Annotated in this window: 17 protein-coding genes; 5 read left to right on the plus strand and 12 right to left on the minus strand. The window is 74.0% G+C overall.

The genetic code is table 11. From position 1 onward, the window contains the following. Nucleotides 1-35: 35 nt before the first annotated feature. The 4 genes from ACRWNP_RS13090 to ACRWNP_RS13105 form a co-directional block, all read right to left on the minus strand. Nucleotides 36-602 (minus strand): NADPH-dependent FMN reductase, encoded by a 567-nt coding sequence (locus tag ACRWNP_RS13090; RefSeq protein ID WP_431961306.1) that lies wholly within the window; start codon nt 600-602, stop codon nt 36-38. A 153-nt stretch (nt 603-755) separates the two neighbouring features. Continuing rightward, nucleotides 756-1,214: an ATP-binding protein gene (locus tag ACRWNP_RS13095; RefSeq protein WP_431961307.1), complete on the minus strand. Its 459-nt coding sequence runs from the start codon at nt 1,212-1,214 to the stop codon at nt 756-758. A 104-nt stretch (nt 1,215-1,318) separates the two neighbouring features. Continuing rightward, nucleotides 1,319-1,747 (minus strand): response regulator, encoded by a 429-nt coding sequence (locus ACRWNP_RS13100; protein WP_431961404.1) that lies wholly within the window; start codon nt 1,745-1,747, stop codon nt 1,319-1,321. Nucleotides 1,748-1,749: 2 nt separating this feature from the next. After that, complete coding sequence (locus tag ACRWNP_RS13105) at nt 1,750-2,130, minus strand: hypothetical protein (RefSeq protein ID WP_431961308.1); 381 nt, start codon at nt 2,128-2,130, stop codon at nt 1,750-1,752. 175 nt (nt 2,131-2,305) lie between these two features. On the opposite strand from ACRWNP_RS13105, the gene ACRWNP_RS13110 reads away from it, so the two are divergent. Further along, a complete protein-coding gene (locus ACRWNP_RS13110; protein ID WP_431961406.1) occupies nt 2,306-3,913 on the plus strand; it encodes a sensor histidine kinase in 1,608 nt (535 codons plus the stop codon). A gap of 187 nt (nt 3,914-4,100) precedes the next feature. Here ACRWNP_RS13110 and ACRWNP_RS13115 read toward each other — a convergent pair whose 3' ends face one another. After that, on the minus strand, nt 4,101-5,051 hold the full coding sequence (locus ACRWNP_RS13115; protein ID WP_431961309.1) for a Ppx/GppA phosphatase family protein: 951 nt from the start codon (nt 5,049-5,051) through the stop codon (nt 4,101-4,103). Nucleotides 5,052-5,526: 475 nt separating this feature from the next. Between ACRWNP_RS13115 and ACRWNP_RS13120 the strand changes: the two genes are divergently transcribed. Together ACRWNP_RS13120 and ACRWNP_RS13125 are read left to right on the plus strand one after the other, a co-directional pair. Then, the gene (locus ACRWNP_RS13120) at nt 5,527-5,730 is read left to right on the plus strand and encodes a cold-shock protein (protein ID WP_431961310.1); all 204 of its coding nucleotides are present in this window, start codon (nt 5,527-5,529) and stop codon (nt 5,728-5,730) included. A 166-nt stretch (nt 5,731-5,896) separates the two neighbouring features. Beyond that, nucleotides 5,897-6,658 (plus strand): MBL fold metallo-hydrolase, encoded by a 762-nt coding sequence (locus ACRWNP_RS13125; RefSeq protein WP_431961311.1) that lies wholly within the window; start codon nt 5,897-5,899, stop codon nt 6,656-6,658. A 733-nt stretch (nt 6,659-7,391) separates the two neighbouring features. Here ACRWNP_RS13125 and ACRWNP_RS13130 read toward each other — a convergent pair. Then, the gene (locus tag ACRWNP_RS13130; protein WP_431961312.1) at nt 7,392-7,832 is read right to left on the minus strand and encodes an N-acetyltransferase family protein; all 441 of its coding nucleotides are present in this window, start codon (nt 7,830-7,832) and stop codon (nt 7,392-7,394) included. Between the two features lie 134 nt (nt 7,833-7,966). Between ACRWNP_RS13130 and ACRWNP_RS13135 the strand changes: the two genes are divergently transcribed. After that, nucleotides 7,967-8,845 (plus strand): DMT family transporter, encoded by an 879-nt coding sequence (locus ACRWNP_RS13135; protein WP_431961313.1) that lies wholly within the window; start codon nt 7,967-7,969, stop codon nt 8,843-8,845. Between the two features lie 257 nt (nt 8,846-9,102). Here the strand turns inward: ACRWNP_RS13135 and ACRWNP_RS13140 are convergent, their stop codons facing one another. The 6 genes from ACRWNP_RS13140 to ACRWNP_RS13165 all read right to left on the minus strand — a co-directional run bounded on the left by ACRWNP_RS13140 (nt 9,103) and on the right by ACRWNP_RS13165 (nt 15,402). Then, nucleotides 9,103-9,363 carry a hypothetical protein gene (locus tag ACRWNP_RS13140; protein WP_431961314.1) on the minus strand — a complete coding sequence of 87 codons (261 nt, stop codon included), beginning with the start codon at nt 9,361-9,363 and terminating at the stop codon, nt 9,103-9,105. A 73-nt stretch (nt 9,364-9,436) separates the two neighbouring features. Beyond that, the gene (locus tag ACRWNP_RS13145; RefSeq protein WP_431961315.1) at nt 9,437-10,432 is read right to left on the minus strand and encodes a helix-turn-helix transcriptional regulator; all 996 of its coding nucleotides are present in this window, start codon (nt 10,430-10,432) and stop codon (nt 9,437-9,439) included. 524 nt (nt 10,433-10,956) lie between these two features. Further along, the gene (locus tag ACRWNP_RS13150) at nt 10,957-12,066 is read right to left on the minus strand and encodes a PP2C family protein-serine/threonine phosphatase (protein ID WP_431961316.1); all 1,110 of its coding nucleotides are present in this window, start codon (nt 12,064-12,066) and stop codon (nt 10,957-10,959) included. Between the two features lie 897 nt (nt 12,067-12,963). Next, entirely contained in the window at nt 12,964-13,710 is a 747-nt protein-coding gene (gene lepB / locus ACRWNP_RS13155) for a signal peptidase I (protein ID WP_431961317.1), read from the minus strand. A gap of 191 nt (nt 13,711-13,901) precedes the next feature. Next, on the minus strand, nt 13,902-14,867 hold the full coding sequence (locus ACRWNP_RS13160; protein ID WP_431961318.1) for a phosphotransferase family protein: 966 nt from the start codon (nt 14,865-14,867) through the stop codon (nt 13,902-13,904). A 25-nt stretch (nt 14,868-14,892) separates the two neighbouring features. Then, entirely contained in the window at nt 14,893-15,402 is a 510-nt protein-coding gene (locus ACRWNP_RS13165) for a TetR/AcrR family transcriptional regulator (protein WP_431961319.1), read from the minus strand. Between the two features lie 29 nt (nt 15,403-15,431). On the opposite strand from ACRWNP_RS13165, the gene ACRWNP_RS13170 reads away from it, so the two are divergent. Then, a complete protein-coding gene (locus ACRWNP_RS13170; RefSeq protein WP_431961320.1) occupies nt 15,432-15,953 on the plus strand; it encodes a YbfB/YjiJ family MFS transporter in 522 nt (173 codons plus the stop codon). The last annotated feature ends 307 nt before the right edge of the window (nt 15,954-16,260 follow it).

Here is a 16,260-nt window from a genome sequence, read left to right on the forward strand (position 1 = left end):
GCGAGGGCCGTGCGGTACGAGGGGTCCGGGGCCGGTCAGGGCTGCGCGCGGCGCAGCGGTGCCAGGGCCCCGCTCCAGGCCAGGACCTCGTCAAGGACGACGCCCAGTTCGCCCGCCCGGTGGGGACCGGGCTCGAAGCGGCTCATGCCGGCGAAGTCCCGGAAGAGGGAGAGCGCCACCTGCGCGCGTACGGTGGCCACCCGCAACTCGGCCATCACCAGCCGCAGGTGCTCCACCGCGCGGGAGCCGCCCACGCTGCCGTAGGCGACGAACCCGGCCGCCTTGTTGTGCCACTCGGCGAAGAGGTAGTCGATGGCGTTCTTGAGCGCCCCCGGGATCGAGTGGTTGTACTCGGCAGTCACGAAGACGTAGCCGTCGAAGGACGCGATCTTCTCCGCCCACGCGAAGGTGTGCGGCCGGCTGTAGCGGCTCAGTGACGGCGGCAACGGTTCGTCGAGCAGCGGGAGGTCGTAGTCGGCGACGTCGACCAGTTCGTACTCGGCGTCGCCGCGGAGGGCGGCGTTCTCGTACACCCACTGCGCGACGGCCTCGCCGAGGCGCCCGGGGCGTGTGCTGCCGAGGATGACGGCGATCCTGGTCATGGTGCTGCTCCTGGACGGTCCTGTGTTCCGGTGGCCGGGCGGGGCGCCGGAGGCGGCGGACCGGCGCGTGAGGCACCTTCCATGCCCGCCCGCCGGTGAACCCGGCAGGGCCCGGGGTTCACCCGATCGCCGTCGGGGCAGGGCGTGCCGCCCTCAGCGGGCGCGGGGCTCCAGGGAGATGCGGACCGTGATGCGCTTGCCCACCGGTTGCCGCTGCACGTCGTAGCCCTCGCACAGCGCGAGGATGATCTCCAGACCGTGCTGGCCGATCCGCCCCGGCTCCGCGGCACGGGCCAGCGGGAGGGTGCTGCTGGTGTCCCACACGGACACCAGCAGCGTCGCCGTGCCGGCGACCACCTCGAGGTCGAGCAGGCCGGGGCCGGGGGCGTACTTGCAGGTGTTGGTGACCAGCTCGCTCACGACGAGCTGCGCGGTCTCGACCGTCGCGACCGGCACCGGGACGCCGTGCTCGCCCTGGACACGGGCGAGGAAACCGGTGGTGAAGCGCCGCGCCGCGGAGATCGCCGCGGAATCGCCCTCGTGTGCGAATCCGGCATGGATGCACGGCCAGTCGGCCGGGTGGGCGGGGCGGCCGTCCAGCCTCTGTTCCATGGTGGTGCCTTTCGTACTGCTTCCCGGCCGGCCGCGCTCAGGCGCGGCCAGCCGTCCGTCTACCCCCTTTTCCGCGGCTGACGCTCATCGGCTCCCGGCCGCGTTCACTGGCGGGGGAGCTTGGTGACGGTGTCCAGGTAGAAGGCGTCGATGCTGCGCACGGCCCGCTCGAAGTCGTCCAGGTTGACGGGCTTGGTCACGTACGCGTTGGCGTGCTGCCGGTAGGCGCCGGTAACGTCGTCGGGTGCCGCGGAGGTGGTGAGGACGACCACCGGGATCGCGCGCAGCTCCTCGTCGTTCTTGAGGATCGCCAGCAGCTCGTGCCCGTTCATCCGCGGCATGTTGAGGTCGAGGACGATCAGGTCGGGGTGCCGGTGGGCCGGGTCGCGCAGGTGCTCCAGGGCCGCGAGGCCGTCCTCGACCTGGGTGAGGTTGCGGGCACCGCGCTCGGCGAGGGCGTCCCCGATGAGCATCGCGTCCGCGGGGTCGTCCTCGACCAGCAGCACGTCGTAGGGGCGGGCGGGGGCGATCATCGTCATTGACTCCGGGTCCGGTCGGTGCGCCGCGGGGCACGGTGGGGGGTGTCGCCGGTCACCAGGCCGGGCCAGCGGCGGCGGGCGCCCTGTCGGCTGATGTTGCAGGCGCGGCCGATCTGCGGGTATCCGGCACCTGCGGCGGCCGCCTGCTCGGCCGCGCGGTTCTCCAGGTCCTCGACCGCCTGCTGGAGGAGATTGAGCATGTGCAGGTACGCCAGGGCCTGCCCGCGCGCTTCGGTACCGGCGTCGGTGGTCCCGGGGACGGTGAGCGGGCGGAGGGCCCGACGGGCCAGGCGCCGGGCGAGGTCGTCGACCGCGCCGGTCGCCAGTGCGGCGAGTTCGTCCTCCGGCAGGCGCGGAGCGAAGTGGGTGCCAGGCATGGCCACCACCTTAGGTCCTGCCGAATCGTAGGACAACAAGTGTTGTCGTACGGCCGATACAGTGGTTCCGCCCTCGGGCATCCGGCGGCGGCGAGTGAGAGTGAAGCGGAGGGCGTACGGCGTGGCAACGGGCGAGACGATCGTGCAGGCGGCCGGCGGGCCGGAGGCGGCGCGCGTGCCCGAGGACGTCCGCGGCCAGGGCCCGTTCTCGGCGTGGACCACCCGCCGGTGGCTCCTGGTCGGCGTGAGCCTCGCTCTCGCGGTGCTCACCGCGCTCGGCGCGCTCGGCATATGGGCGCTGGACCGCAGCTCGTCCCTGACCGCCCAGCTGGTCGACGTCCGCTCCCCGGCCCTGGTCGACTCCGTCCGGCTGGAGGCCGCGCTGGTGAACCAGGAGACCGGCGTCCGGGGCTACGGACTCAGCGGCCGGCGGGAGTTCCTCGACCCGTACACCCAGGGGACGGCGGACGAGCGGACCGCCCTCGGCCGGTTGCGTCCCCTCGTCCGGGGCGACTCCCGGGCCGCCGCCGACCTCGACGCCGTGCTGCGGGCGGCCGCCGCCTGGCAGCAGCTGATCGCGCGGCCGGTCGCCGCCGCCTCCGCCACCCCGGGGGAGCCGGTGCCGATCGCCACCGAGCGGGCCGACGAGGGCAGGGCCTCCTTCGACCGGGTCCGCGACGCCCTCGGCGTCCAGCAGGAGCACCTGCGGCAGGCCCGCGTCACCGCGGGCACCGAGCTCGACGCGGCCGTGCGGCTGCGCAACAGGGTGTTCACCGCCATCGCCGCCGTCATCGTGCTGCTGGCCGTGCTCGTCTTCGAGGGCCTGCGCCGCGGTATCACCCGCCCCCTGGAACGGCTGGGCACCGAGGTGCGGCAGGTGACGCGGGGCCGCTTCGACCACCCCGTCATCGTCACCGGCCCGGCCGACCTGCGGCGGCTGGGCGGGGACGTGGAGGCCATGCGGCGCAGGCTTGTGGAGGAGCTCTCCTTCGCCGAGCGGGCCCGCGAGCTCCTCGCCGAGCAGTCCGCCGAGCTGAGGCGCTCCAACGCCGAGCTGGAGCAGTTCGCCTATGTCGCCTCGCACGACCTGCAGGAGCCGCTGCGGAAGGTGTCGAGCTTCACCCAGCTCCTGCAGCGCCGCTACGGGGACCAACTGGACGAGCGGGCCGACCAGTACATCGCCTTCGCCGTCGACGGCGCGAACCGCATGCAGACCCTCATCAACGACCTGCTGGCCTTCTCCCGGGTGGGCCGGGTCCACAACCAGCAGAGCACCGTCGACCTCGAGCGGATCGCCGACGCGACGGAGGAGGCGCTCAGCGTCGCGCTGGAGGAGTCCGGGGCGGAGATCACCCGCGACCCGCTGCCCACCGTCGTCGGCGACGCCACGCAACTGGGCATGCTCTGGCAGAACCTGATCTCCAACGCGGTGAAGTTCCGCCGCCCCGAGCGGGCGCCGCGGATCCATGTCGCGGCCCGGCGGGACGGGGACCTGTGGCGGTTCTCCGTCACGGACAACGGCATCGGCATCGACCCCGAGTTCGCCGAGAAGGTCTTCGTGATCTTCCAGCGGCTGCACACCAAGGACGCCTATCCGGGCAACGGGATCGGGCTGGCCATGTGCAAGAAGATCGTCGAGTTCCACGGCGGCGCCATCGCCATCGACCCGGAGTACGGCCCCGGTACCCGCATGACGTTCACCCTTCCCGCTCGGCAGCCCGAGCCGGAGACCGCCTCCACCGCCGCGGCCACCGAGGCGGAGGCGGGGGAGCCCCGGTCGTGACGACACCGCCCGCGTCGCCCGGCCCCGCCCCGCACCACCGCGTCCTGCTCGTCGAGGGCGACACGGGCGACGCCCTGCTGGTGACCGAGATGCCCGGCGCTCGACGAGGAACGCCACGGACGACCTGGCGGTGCCTCGCCCGGACTGGGGCGCCGCGGCCGGCGCCGCGGCCGAGCCCACCGAGGGTTCAGCCGGCGCGGCGGTGAACGGCCGGGGCCACTGACTCCAGGCGCTCCAGGAGCAACCCCTCGCGCGTGGACCAGGGGCAGATCTCCACGCTGTCCACCCCGCACAGCTCCATCAGGGTCTCGGCCACCAGCGCCCCCGCCAGCGACTGGCCCGCGCGGTGCCGTGAGATGCCCGGGAGCTTGGCGCGCCCCGCCGGGCCCTTCGCCGCCAGGACGGGCACGATCTCCCGCACCTGTCGCAGCGACAGACGGTCCGGGCCCTCGCCGGACGTGCCACGGGCGGCCGCGAGCCGCGCCAGTTGGGTGAACGTCTTCGAGGAGGCCAGCACCCGTCCGTCCCGCGTGGCCCGCGGCAGGGTGCCGCCCAGCTCGCCGACCGAGTCGCGCAGACGGTCGCGGACCTCGTGCAGCCGCCGCTTGGACGTCACGGCGTCCAGCAGGTCCCAACGCCGGTTGACGGCGCGGGCGCCGAGGGGCAAGGAGTGGACCGCGCGCGGCTGCTCCCCGGTGCCGTCCGCGATCTCCACGGTGCCGCCGCCGATGTCCAGCACCAGAAGCGGGAGTCCGTCCTGCCCCGCCCACTGGCGGGCGGCCACGTAGGCCAGCCGGGCCTCTTCCTCGCCCGACAGCACCCGCAGCCGGGTGCCGGTGGTCCGCGCCACCTGCGCGATGACCTCGTCGCGGTTCGGCGCGTCCCGGATGACGGAGGTGGCGAAGGCGTACACCGAGGGCAGCGACGGCCCCCCGTCGGCCGCCAGGGTGCGTGCCACCGCGTGCTGGACGCTGCGCACGCCCGACCGGTCGAGCCGTCCCGTCGCGTCGAGCGTCTCGTGCAGCCGCAGCCGCACCTTGCGCGCCAGCACCGGTTCCAGCGGGGAGTCGGCGCGTCGTTCCACGATCGTCAGCAGGGCGCTGTGGCACCCGACGTCGAGCACTCCCGTTCTGCGCACCTTCCGTTGCGTCCTCAACCCGTACCTCCCCGCATCGGCACCGCACCTTCCGCATTCCCCGGTATTCCCCGGTTTCGACGGCTGCTTCTCCCTGGAGCCGGGCAGCGCGCCACCCCATTCACGGCCGGTGCGGCCGCTTAGTCAAGATCTTTTGATGGGATCGTTGCGGAGAGCACACAGTCGGTCACCGCTCTCGCGGGTCCCGTTCCGGCCGGTGGAGGGGCGCATCCCGCCCGGCCACCGGGTCGTCGCCGAGCACGGCCCAGGGCCGTCCCGCCCCGCGTCCGCCGCCGGTGCCGCCCCGCGCACCCGTCGCGGGAGCGTCCATTGCGGCAGGGGGCGTACAGATGCGATGACCCGGCGTAAAAACGCCCTGCATCGGGTAAAGAGGGCTCCGTGGCCGTCTCCGGCAGGAGGTGGCTTCGGGTCACGCAGTCGGCGTGGCTCTTCAGCTGGCACGTGAAGGATGGACGCGGTGGCGACAGGCGTCGTGAAGTGGTTCAACTCGGAAAAGGGCTTCGGCTTCATCGCGCAGGACGGAGGTGGCCCCGACGTGTTCGCGCACTACTCGAACATCGCCGGCAGCGGCTACCGCGAACTGGTCGAGGGTGAGGCCGTGACGTTCGACGTCACCCAGGGGCAGAAGGGGCCGCAGGCGGAGAACATCATCCGCAACTGACGGTCCGCGACCGGGGTGGCCGGGTCGCCACCGGCAGCGCTCACATGCCTGCCGGGGAGGCCCGGCCACCCCGGTCGCGTCTCCGGCCCCGCCCCACACGCCGACCCCGCCCCACCCGCCGACCCCGCAGCAGGGCCCGCGCCCGGGGCGAGGAGACTGGGCCGGTATGACGCACTGGTATGAGCGACGCGAGGTCGAGGACGGCCTCGTCCGCATCAGCGAGCCGCACGCCCACGAGATCGTGAAGGCCAACGTGTGGTGGCTGCGCGGCTTCGAACGCGACCTCGTCGTGGACGCCGGACTCGGTGTGGTGCCCCTGCGCCGGGAGATCCCGGACGTCTTCGCGAGGAATCCCCTGCTGCTCCTCACCCACGCGCACCTCGACCATGTCGGCGGGGCCCACGAGTTCCCCGAGCGCGCCGCCCATACCGCGGACGCCGCGGCTCTGACGCGCGGCGTGCCGGCGAGCCTGTACGGCCCCGAGCTCGCCGAACGGCTCGGCACCGAGGACGTGGGCGCCTTCTTCCCGCCGCTCCTCCTGGACGCCCTGCCGGACCCCGCTTACGACCCCGGCGGCTACGGCATCGGCCCGCTGACCCTCACCCGCTCCCTGAACGGGGACGAGCGGATCGACCTCGGCGACCGCGTCCTCACCGTCCTCCACCTGCCCGGCCACACGCCCGGCTCGGTCGCCCTCCTCGAGGAGCGCACGGGGGTGCTCTACTCCGGCGACGCCGTCTATGACGGCTATCTGGTCGACGACCTGCCCGAGTCCGACGTGGCGGCATACCGGCGCACCGCGGCCTTCCTCGCCGGGCTCGACGTCTCCGTCGTCCACCCCGGCCACGGGCGGAGCTTCGGCCGCGACCGGTTGCGCGAAGTGGCGGAGCGCTACCTGCGCCGCAGCGCCCCCGCGGACCGCGCCTGAGCGGCCGCGCCGGGGCCACCCTGGCGATGTCAGGGGGTGTCACCGCCGGGGAGGCCGCGGGGCGCCGGCCCCGGGGTGATCACCGGCTCCCAGAGTGCCCACCTGACGACCGGCCGGACGTGGCCGTCGCCTTCTTCGAGGCATCGGCGCCCGGCGGGTCCGCGGAGGCCGTCAAGGCGTCCTGGAGGGCGTCGGGCTCCGCCGCGGCACGCGCGCCCCGCTCCTCCACCGGCAGTGCGGCCACCGCGTTACCGGTGTCACCGCCGGCCTTGGGCGCCCCCGAACCCGCCGCCCGACGCACCGAAAACGGGGCGGGGCATCACGTCGCGCCGTCCATCGTGGGGTGGGCCGGGCCGGCTTGGGCCACTACGAGGGCAAGCGCCGTCACGATGCCCTGGTGGCGGAAGGGCCCGCCGCGGTCATGCGCTCCCGGCCCCGCGGCGCGAGGCAGGTCGCACACGCCCTCGGGCGGGCCGCCCCGCCGCACCCGGCGGGCCGTGTCCCCCGAACCGGCCGGCCCCGAGGAGCGCGACACGGCGGCCACGGTCAGGCGGCCGCGGCGGGCCCGGGGCGCTCGGCGTCCCGTGTTGTCCCCCAGGTCGCCGGGGACGGTGGGGCGGGGGCCGGCGACCGGTTCCCTGCTGCCCACCTCCCCCTGACCCCGGGGCTGCGCGGCTTCGACGAGTGGGTCGCGCAGGCCGCGTGGCCAGGGCGCAGCGCAGGGGCTCGGGGTTCAGGCCAGCCGCAGCGTGACGTACCCGATGGTGTCCCCGGGCAGCACGTAGCGTTCGAACTCGACGAAGCCCCGGGCCTCCGCGAAGCGCAGCCCGTCGGTGTTGGACGCCAGCACGACCGTCTCGATCGCCGCCGCGCCCATCTCGCGCGCCCGTTCCAATCCCCGGGTGTAGAGCTGCGTGCCGAATCCCTGTCCCCGGTGGCCGGGCAGCACCCGGGCGATGACCGTGGCCGTGGCCTCCGCGCCGGTGGGCGGCCGCACGGTCGTGCAGCCCACGACGGCGTCACCGAGGTACGCGACCTCCAGATGGTTGCGCTGCGAGCGCTCGCGCACGTCCTCAAGGGAGAGCGGGCCGGTCGGGATGATCGTGTTGTGGACGAACCGCCAGTCTTCGAGCAGGGCGTCGCCACGGGGCCGTTCGATGCGAAGGGTCGACATCGCAGCAGGAAACCGGTGCACGGCGAGCGGCGTCAACCGCATTTGCCGGAGCCCCGTTCGCCCTCCGACGCGTCGTGCGGCCCGGTGGGGGAGCACAGCGGTTAGCGTGGGCCGGGATTTGGAGGAGAGCCCTGGTGCAGACCACCCTTGCCGTGCTGTTCGCGCTGCTCGCGGCCGTCAGCAACGCCCTGGCCACCGTGCTCCAGCGCTACGCGGCCCGCACGGTTCCGCTCACGGTGGGGTTGCGTCCGGCCCTCATGGGCGAACTGCTGCGCAAGCCCGTGTGGCTGGCCGGGTTCGGCGCGGTGATCGTGGCGGCCGCGCTCCAGGCGCTGGCCCTGCTGAACGGCGCCCTCTCGCTCGTCCAGCCGCTGTTCGTCCTGGAACTGCCCTTCGCCCTGTTCATCGGCGGCATCGTGCTGCACAGGCGGCTCCCGCCGCGCGGCTGGGCCGCCGTCGCCGCCATGATGGTGGGGCTGGGCGTGGGGCTGTGGGCGGCCTCGCCCAGCGGCGGGGTGGACCGGCCGCGCACCGGCATGTGGGCGATGGCGTTGCCCAGTTGCGCCGCCGCGGTCGTGGTGCTGGTCGGCACCGCCGTGCGGCGCCCCGAGGGCCGGGTGCGGGCCGCCTGCTTCGGCCTCGCGGCGGCCGTCTGCTACGCGCTGACCGCTGGCCTCCTGAAGGACGCAACGCATGCGTGCGCCACCGAGGGGGCGGCCGCCTTCTTCACCGCGTGGCAGACGTACGGCTTCGCCCTCGTCGGGGTCGCGGCCGTCTTCCTCCTGGAGAACGCCATGCAGTCCGGGCCCCTGGTGGCCTCCCAGCCCGCGCTGACGCTGGGGGACGCGACCGTGAGCCTGGCGCTGGGCGTGACGGTGTTCGAGGAGCACCTGCGGGGCGGTTGGTGGCTGCTGCCCATGTCGCTGGGCGCGCTGCTCGTGGTGGGCGGCGCGTTCGTGGTGGTCCGGGTCCCGTTGGTGCGCACGCTGGTGGCGCCGGACGCGCCCCGCTGAGCGGCGCCCCGCGGGTGCGTGGTACGTGGTGCGTGGTGTGTGGCGTGTGGCCCACTCCAGCCCCTGGTGGCCGCAGCCGTGACGCGTCGCGCCCGCCGTGCCCATGCCCGGCGGGCGCCCGCGGCGCCCCCCGCTCCGTGGCCTGGTCGAAACCCGGTTCGCGCAGACTGGTCTTCGCCGGCTCCACGATCTCGTCCGGCGCCCGGACAGGATCGTCCGGGTCGCGATCACGCCGTCCGCGGGAAGCGACACGGCGCTCACAGGATTCGCAGGGCGTCACTCAGGTCGGGGCCGGCGTTCTGCCAGCACTGGATCTCGCCGTCGTCGCCGATCAGGTCGCCGAGGTACCAGTCGCCGTCGGTGGTGCGGACGACACTGTGGCGGATGCGCGCCGGGTCCCGGACGACGGCGCGGAGGAAGCGCTCGTTGCCGACCTCGGTGAGCGCGCGGGACAGCCGGTCGGCCTCGGCGTCCGGCTCCGGGTCCGCCACGAGCGGCAGATCGAGCTCGAATGCCATGTGCACCCCCGGCTTGTCCGGCGGCACGATCGTAGGACCGTCCGCCGGGCCCGCCGCGAGTGGGTGTGGATCCTCAGATCCAGCCGCGGCGGGTGGCCTCCATGGCGATCTGGAAGCGTGTCTGGGCTCCGAAGCGCTGCATGAGCCGGGTGAGGTGGCGCTGGACGGTCCGTTCGCTCCAGCCCAGGGCGCGGCCGGCCGATTTGTCGGTGGCGCCCGCGGCCAGCAGCGTCAGCAGTTTCGCCTCCTCGGCGGTCAGTTCGTCCGGGGCCTGCTCCAGCCTCACCGGGGCACCGCCGTTCGCCGGCAGGCGCACCTGCACGCTGCGTTCCCACAGCGCCTCGAAGAGGGCGATGAGCGCGTCGAGCAGGGGCGAGGGGTGGATCAGGTAGGACGCCGTCACCGCGTCGTCGCCGGGCCGCAGCAGGGGGATGATGGCCAGCCGGTCGTCGGAGATGGCCAGCTTCATCGGCAGGCCGGCCGCCACGCGGGCCTGCTCGCCGTGCCGGACGCCGACGGTGACGTCGGCGAGCCAGCCGGGCAGGGCGAGCACGGTGCTGTCGTAGATGACGCGGTAGGCCACGCCGCGTTTGAGTAGCTCGAGTTCGATCGGGTTGGGCTCGGTGTGCTCCTCGACCGAGGCGTACGGCGGCCGGTCGAAGCCCCGGACCTGCGTGCGCGTGCTCTGCTGCAATTGCGCCCAGCGGCGGTTGACGTCGTCGCGCCCCGAGACGACCTCGACCAGCTCGCCGGGGTTCACGAAACGCGTCCCCGCGCGGTAGAGGTCCATCAGGCCGGAGACATGGGAGCGCACCTCGTTCAACGCCTGTTCCCTGTCGCGCAGTACGGCTTCCAGGGCGCTGTCCGGGGAGACCGCGGCGTAGGTGACGGGGCGTCCGGTGGAGCGCACGGCGAGCCCGAGGGAGACCAGTGACCGCACGCTGCGGCGCGTCGCGGGAGCGGACAGCCGGCAGTCGTGGGCCAGGTCCGAGACCGTGGCGTGCACCCGTCGCACGAGGGCCTCGTACACCGATTCGTCCTGCCTGTTGAGGCCGATGGATTCGAGCATGGTCCGCGGTCCGCCTTCGCGCTGCCTTCATGTGTCGTACTCCCGTCACTTGACGGGAAGTAGCCCTGCGATCATCTTGTCAGCCGGGCGAGGCGGATGTCAGCGCTCCCGCGGTACGTCGTCATTCCGGCTCGGCCGGCTCCGCAGCCACAGCCGGACCCGGCACAGGACGAGGCCGAGGGCGAAGGACGGCGCGCCGCCGGGATGACTGCGGTCCGGCCGCCCACCGGCACCCCGTGGATCTCGAAGCCGCGGATCACCGCGCCGGGGGTGAGCGTGGCGACGCCGATGACGAAGGTGCGCCTGCGGGCAGCAGGGCGGCGGCCACGAGGGGCGCGAACGCCGAGTACTCCGACCATCGGATCAGGCCGCCCTTGGACGCCTCCAGCTGCACTGCGCAGACGGCGCCCGGATAGCCGAGGAGCTGCACGGGACCGATGCCCCACGGCACCCGGTGGGCGAACACGGTCGCCAGGACCCTTCGTGGCCGGTGCGTCCTCCCGGCGGCGCCGTCCAGCCGCCGTTCACGGGGCGGCCTTCGCCGGCTGGGGCGACCGGGGGCAGGGCGGACGCTGTCCGGCGCATGGCAGGGTTGGGCGCTGGACCGCCACCATCGCCAGGTCGTCGTCGAGGTGCCGTCCGGTGTGGGCGTCCAGGTCGTCGCTGACGTGCCGCAGCAGCACGTCCGGCGCCTCCCAGCTCCAGGTGCCGGCCCGCTCGTGGATCGGGTAGAAGCCGCCCGACGCGTCCCGGGCCTCGATGGCACCGTCGGTGTACAGCAGGAGGGTGTCCCCGGCGCCGAAGACGAAGGTGTCGAGGTGGTAGTCGTCCGGGGCGTCGCCCGCCAGCCCGAAGGGCGGTGCGGGCCGGTGGGCCTCCAGGGCGGCGACCCGGCCGCCGTGCCGGACCAGCGGCGGCGGGTGCCCGCAGCTGACGACCCGTACGACGGCGGAGTCGTCGGGCACCTCCACCAGGAGGGCCGTGATGAAGCGCTCCCCGGCCTCGGGGTCGGCCTCGGTGAGCTGGGCCAGGTGCCTTTCGACGCTGCGCTCCAGGGAGGCCGCCAGCTCGGGCAGTGTGGCGTGGTGGTGGGCGGCCTCGCGGAACGCGCCGAGGAGCACGGACGCGTCCTCCACGGCCGGCAGTCCCTTGCCGCGCACGTCGCCGATCAGGAATCTCGTCACCCTCTCGGTGCGGACGGCGCCGAACAGGTCCCCTCCCACCAGGGCGTGCGCGGCGGCCGCCCGGTAGACGGAGGCGACCCGCAGCGGGCCCAGACGCGGCGGGATCGGCCGCAGCAGCACCCGTTGCGCCGCCTCGGACACCGCCCGTACCTCGTGGAGCTCTCTCAAGTCGCGGTCGTGCAGGGTGCGCGCGGCGATGACGAAGCCGGAGACCGCCAGGAGCGCGCCGATGTGGATGGGCAGGATGGCCGAGTGCAGCAGCCCGTCGTGGCGGTCGACGAGCAGCATCGCGGCGCTGGCGACGAGGGCCACGCACGCGGTGAACCGGGCGCGGGCGAACGCGGCCGTGGAGGTGGGGGCCGCCACCAGCAGGGGGGACAGGTGGATGGCCAACGGGGCGAAGGACCCGGCCAGGGTGATCACCGCGATCAGTCCCACCGGCAGGGTCACCTGGGTGCGGATGCCCGCCCACCTGGCGCGTTCGCCGGCCCGGCCGGTGAGCCGATGATGCCTCCCCCGTGCGCCGGCGAGGCGCGTTCCGGATGGGCGGAAGCGACGCCCTGCCCGCGCTGCCGCCGGTACAGGGGAAGAGAAGAGGTTCATGGAGGGTCCTGCCGGTGGTTCGTGCGCCGTGCGCGGACGCGACGCGTGCGGTGTGCGCGCGCCCTCCGGCACGGTGGGAACGCGTGGCCGCGTCCCCGCGGACGGACGGGACGTCACCCGGCCCGGTGGGGTCCGGCCGGTCGGCAGGACCGTTCAGGGGCGGCCTGTGCGGGGGTCCCGGGACACGGCCGCCGTCGAGGGGCCGTGCGGGGCGGGCGTAACACCGGCAGCCGCCGGTACATGACGGGGCATGCGTCACCGCCGGGTGCCAAGGGCGCGTGAGCGGAGCCCGCACCGGCTGCGTCCGGCCGCCCGGCGGTGCGCGGACTCGTCTGGATCATGGCTCCACCGTCCTCACTTTGCCGCATCGTGGAAGCCATTGCCGCAATGCGGTATCCACTGTGCGACCCGCAAGGGGCATCGTCAAGGCAACCCGGTCGACGCGGGGACGCCAGGGGCCTGGCCGTCTTGCGCCGCCACATCCGGGCCTCTGCGTCGCGGACGCCTGGAGGCGGGGGTGGTCGCGGGGAAGCGGTCCAGGATCTGTGCCGACTTCCGGACCACCTGGAGGGAACCGGTCGCCGTCCCGTTGCCGGCGCGATCAGCGCTCATGGCCGTATCGCCTTCTCTCGTCCTCGCCTGGCGGGAAGCGGTCCCGCATCGCGGCACCTCCCCACCGTCGGTGACGCGCCGCGAGGGGTCGAACAAGGCGGCCCTTGCCGTGCGGGGCCGGGCCGCCGCGGGTCACGACCGGTCGAAGGTCGCGGGCACCGGCAGCGTGGACCACCGGGGCACCGGCCAGGCGACGACGAAGGCGCGGCCGACCACGTCGTCCAAGGGCACGAACCCGCCGCCCGGTTCGTTGACGTGGGCGCGCGAGTCCCAGGAGGCGTCGCGATGGTCGCCCATCACCCACAGGTGGTCCTCGGGGACGGTGACCGTCCCGACCGGGATGTCGTCACACGGCGTGGCGCCAGGGTAGATGTAGGGCTCGTCCAGCGGCTTCCCGTTCACCGTGACCGGCTCGCCGCGCTCGCACTCCACCGTGTCGCCGCCGACCGCGATGACGCGCTTGATGAGGTCACGCTCGTCGGAGGAGGGCGCCAGCCCGACGAACGCGAACGCCTTCGTGATCACGTTCCCGCCGCTCAGCCGGGGCTGGTCGTCCAGCCAGCCGCCGGGGTCACGGAAGACGACCACCTCGCCGCGCCGCGGTGTCGCCCCGAACCACGGCGTGAGCTTGTCGACCAGGACCCGGTCGCCCACCTGCAGGGTGTTCTGCATCGAACCCGAGGGGATCGAGAAGGCCTGGACGAGGAAGGTCTTGATCCCCAGGGCCATCACCAGCGCCACGACGACGAGAATCGGCAGTTCCTGCCACCAGGTACGCCGTCCAGCGGCCTTCCGGGGCCGCTTGCGGCGGGCGGGCGGTTCCGGGGCGCCCTCGCCGGTGCCGCGGACATCCGTCCGGCCGTCCTCCCCAGTGGTCATGCCTGCTCCTTCGTGCTGTCGCTACGACAGGCGCGGCACGCGCCCGTAACCTGAACGATCAGGAGTTCCCGCTTCGCCGTCCCGTCCCCGGTGGTCCCGAATCGACTGGGCGTGGAACCGGAGGACCTGTCCACGCGTACGCAGTTGCGCAGAGGGGAACGGCATCCGGCGCCGAACGCCGGTCGGTTCGGTCAGGCCTCGCCGTAGCGGGCGAGCAGCGCCGCGACGTAGGTCTCCAGGCGGGTCGCGAGCGTCGCCGGGGTGAGGTCGGTGCGGCCGAGTTCGCGCCAGGGGACGGCTACCTTCTCGGCGTCCGGTGCGAAGGCGAGGGCGTCCAGGAGCCGCCAGTAGAGATGCGCGCCGGGGGAATCGGACAGGTGGCCGCCCGCCGCGGTGTAGAGGTCGGCGAAGCGCATCCCGGCCCCGGGTCCGTGCAGCAGCGCCAGTGCCGTGGCGCAGTGGGCCACGTCGAGGTCGGCCGGTCCCCAGGAGGTCTCGACCCAGTCCACGACGCCGGTGATGCGCAGGTGGCCGCCGTGCCCGGTGAACAGCACGTTGCCGGGGTGGAAGTCGCGGTGCAGGAACCGGCCTTCGTGGTCGGGCGGGTCACGGCGTATGACGTCCACCGCGCGGGCCCACAGGTCCGGCCGGCCGGTGGCCTCGGGCGGGCGCACACGCTCGGGCGCCGTCCAGGCCTGGTACGCGCGGGGCCGGTCCTGCTCTCCGACGTCCAGCCCGTGGATACGGACGAGTTGGCGGGCCAGGAGCCAGGCCCGCGCCCCGGCCTCCGCGTCGTCCAGGCGTACGCCGCCCGGGAGGAGGGACATGAGCAGTGAGGGGTGGTCGCAGTGCTCCGCCGTCGCGTCGACGGCGTGGAGTTCGGCGGCGGGGACGGCGGTCGGGCCGAGCAGCGTCAGGATCCGCGCCTCACGGCTGAGCAGGCCTTCCGCGTGCCGCCGGTAGAAGGGCCGCACGAAGGAGCGCAGCACCAACTGGCGTCCGCCTTCCGGGCCCGTGACCCGCAGGCGGCGCATCCGCGAGGTCCAGCCGCCGGCCAGGCGCTCCGCCGACTCCATGCGCTCCCCGTCGCGGAGCTGGCGGTGCACCCAGGCGCGGGTGGCCGTCCAGCCGGTCTCGTTCCCCTCTGTGGCGGTCATCCGGGCACCCTACTGGGCCCTTTGATCAGGCGGCGGTCTGCCGGTGCGCGCCGAGCACCATCGCGATCAGGGACCTCGCGGTGGCCCGGAGCCGGTCCGCGTCCTGGTAGACGCGCTCGATGACGACGGTGCCGCGAGTCATGGTGACCAGGACCCGCGCGGCCTCGGTGGGCGGGACGGTGAGCAGGCCGGCCGCGTCCTCGCGGGAGAGCCGTTCGGCGATGACGCCCTCGAGCTGGTCCAGCATGCCTCGGACCGCGGCCCGGATGGGCTCGGCGTCCGCCTGGGTGTCGGTGGTGGTCTTGGTCGACAGGCAGCCGCGGGTGGGGGTGCCGCGGGTCATGGAGACGATGGTGAAGTCGAAGAAGTCCTCCAGCGCCCGCCGGACGTCGGGCGGGTCCAGCGTGGCGGCCGCCTCGGCGACGAAGGCGTCCGCGTAGTCCTCGAAGACGCGCAGGAACAGCGTCTCCTTGTCGCGGTACGCGTTGTAGAGCGAGCCGCGCTGCACGCCGGTGGCAATCGCCAGGTCCTGCATGGAGGTCGCTCCATGCCGGGGGCGGCTCCATGGTCTGGATCCTCTACGGACTCGGCGCCCTCGTCGGCCCCACGCTCTACGGGCTGCTCGGCGACCGCCTCGGCTTCGCCAGGACCCTGCTGCTGATCACCCTGGTGCAGGCGGGGGCGCTCGCCGCGCTCGCCGCGGCGCACGGCCTGCCCGAGATCGCGGTGCTGAGCGTCGTCATCGGCTCCTTCCCGCCCGGTGTCGTGCCCGTCGTCCTCGGGCGCGTCCACGAACTCGTACCGCGGCGCCCCGAGGCGCAGTCGGCTGCCTGGGGCGGGGCGACCGTCGCCGGAGCGCTGTCACTCGCCCTCTCCGCCTACCTCTACTCCTATGTCTTCGCCCGGACCGGCCAGGACCACCGCGTGCTGTTCCTGATCGGCGCCGCCGCGCTCGTGCTGGCGCTGGTCGTCGGTGTGGCCGCGAGGTTGGTCCGCGTGAACGCGGACGAGGGGGAGGCGGAGGCGGGCGCGGAGGCCGCGCGGAGCGGCGTCGCCGGTGCCCGAGGAGCGTCCGCCCGGGGCTGACGTGCCGGGCGCCGTGGCGCGGTTGGGACATGTCGCAGAGTGGACACGCCGCCGATGTTCGGGGCCGCCCGCCGGACCGGACCCGCCCCCCACGGCGCGGGACGCCCCGCGCGCCCTCCCCGGCCGCCGCGCCCCGGGCCCGGACGGCACGGCAAAAGACGTGGTCAGTGGCACCGCGAAGACGTGCCGGCCGGCGCCGCGGCGCCGGCCGCGCCTTGGCGGAGCGGAGGCGACGGTTCCCCCGCGCTCGGGCGGCCGGGTGTCGCGGCCACCTCGCATATCCTCACGAGCCAACAAATGTCATCGG

It is taken from the genome of Actinacidiphila sp. bgisy160 (assembly GCF_965342435.1).
GTDB lineage: Bacteria > Actinomycetota > Actinomycetes > Streptomycetales > Streptomycetaceae > Actinacidiphila.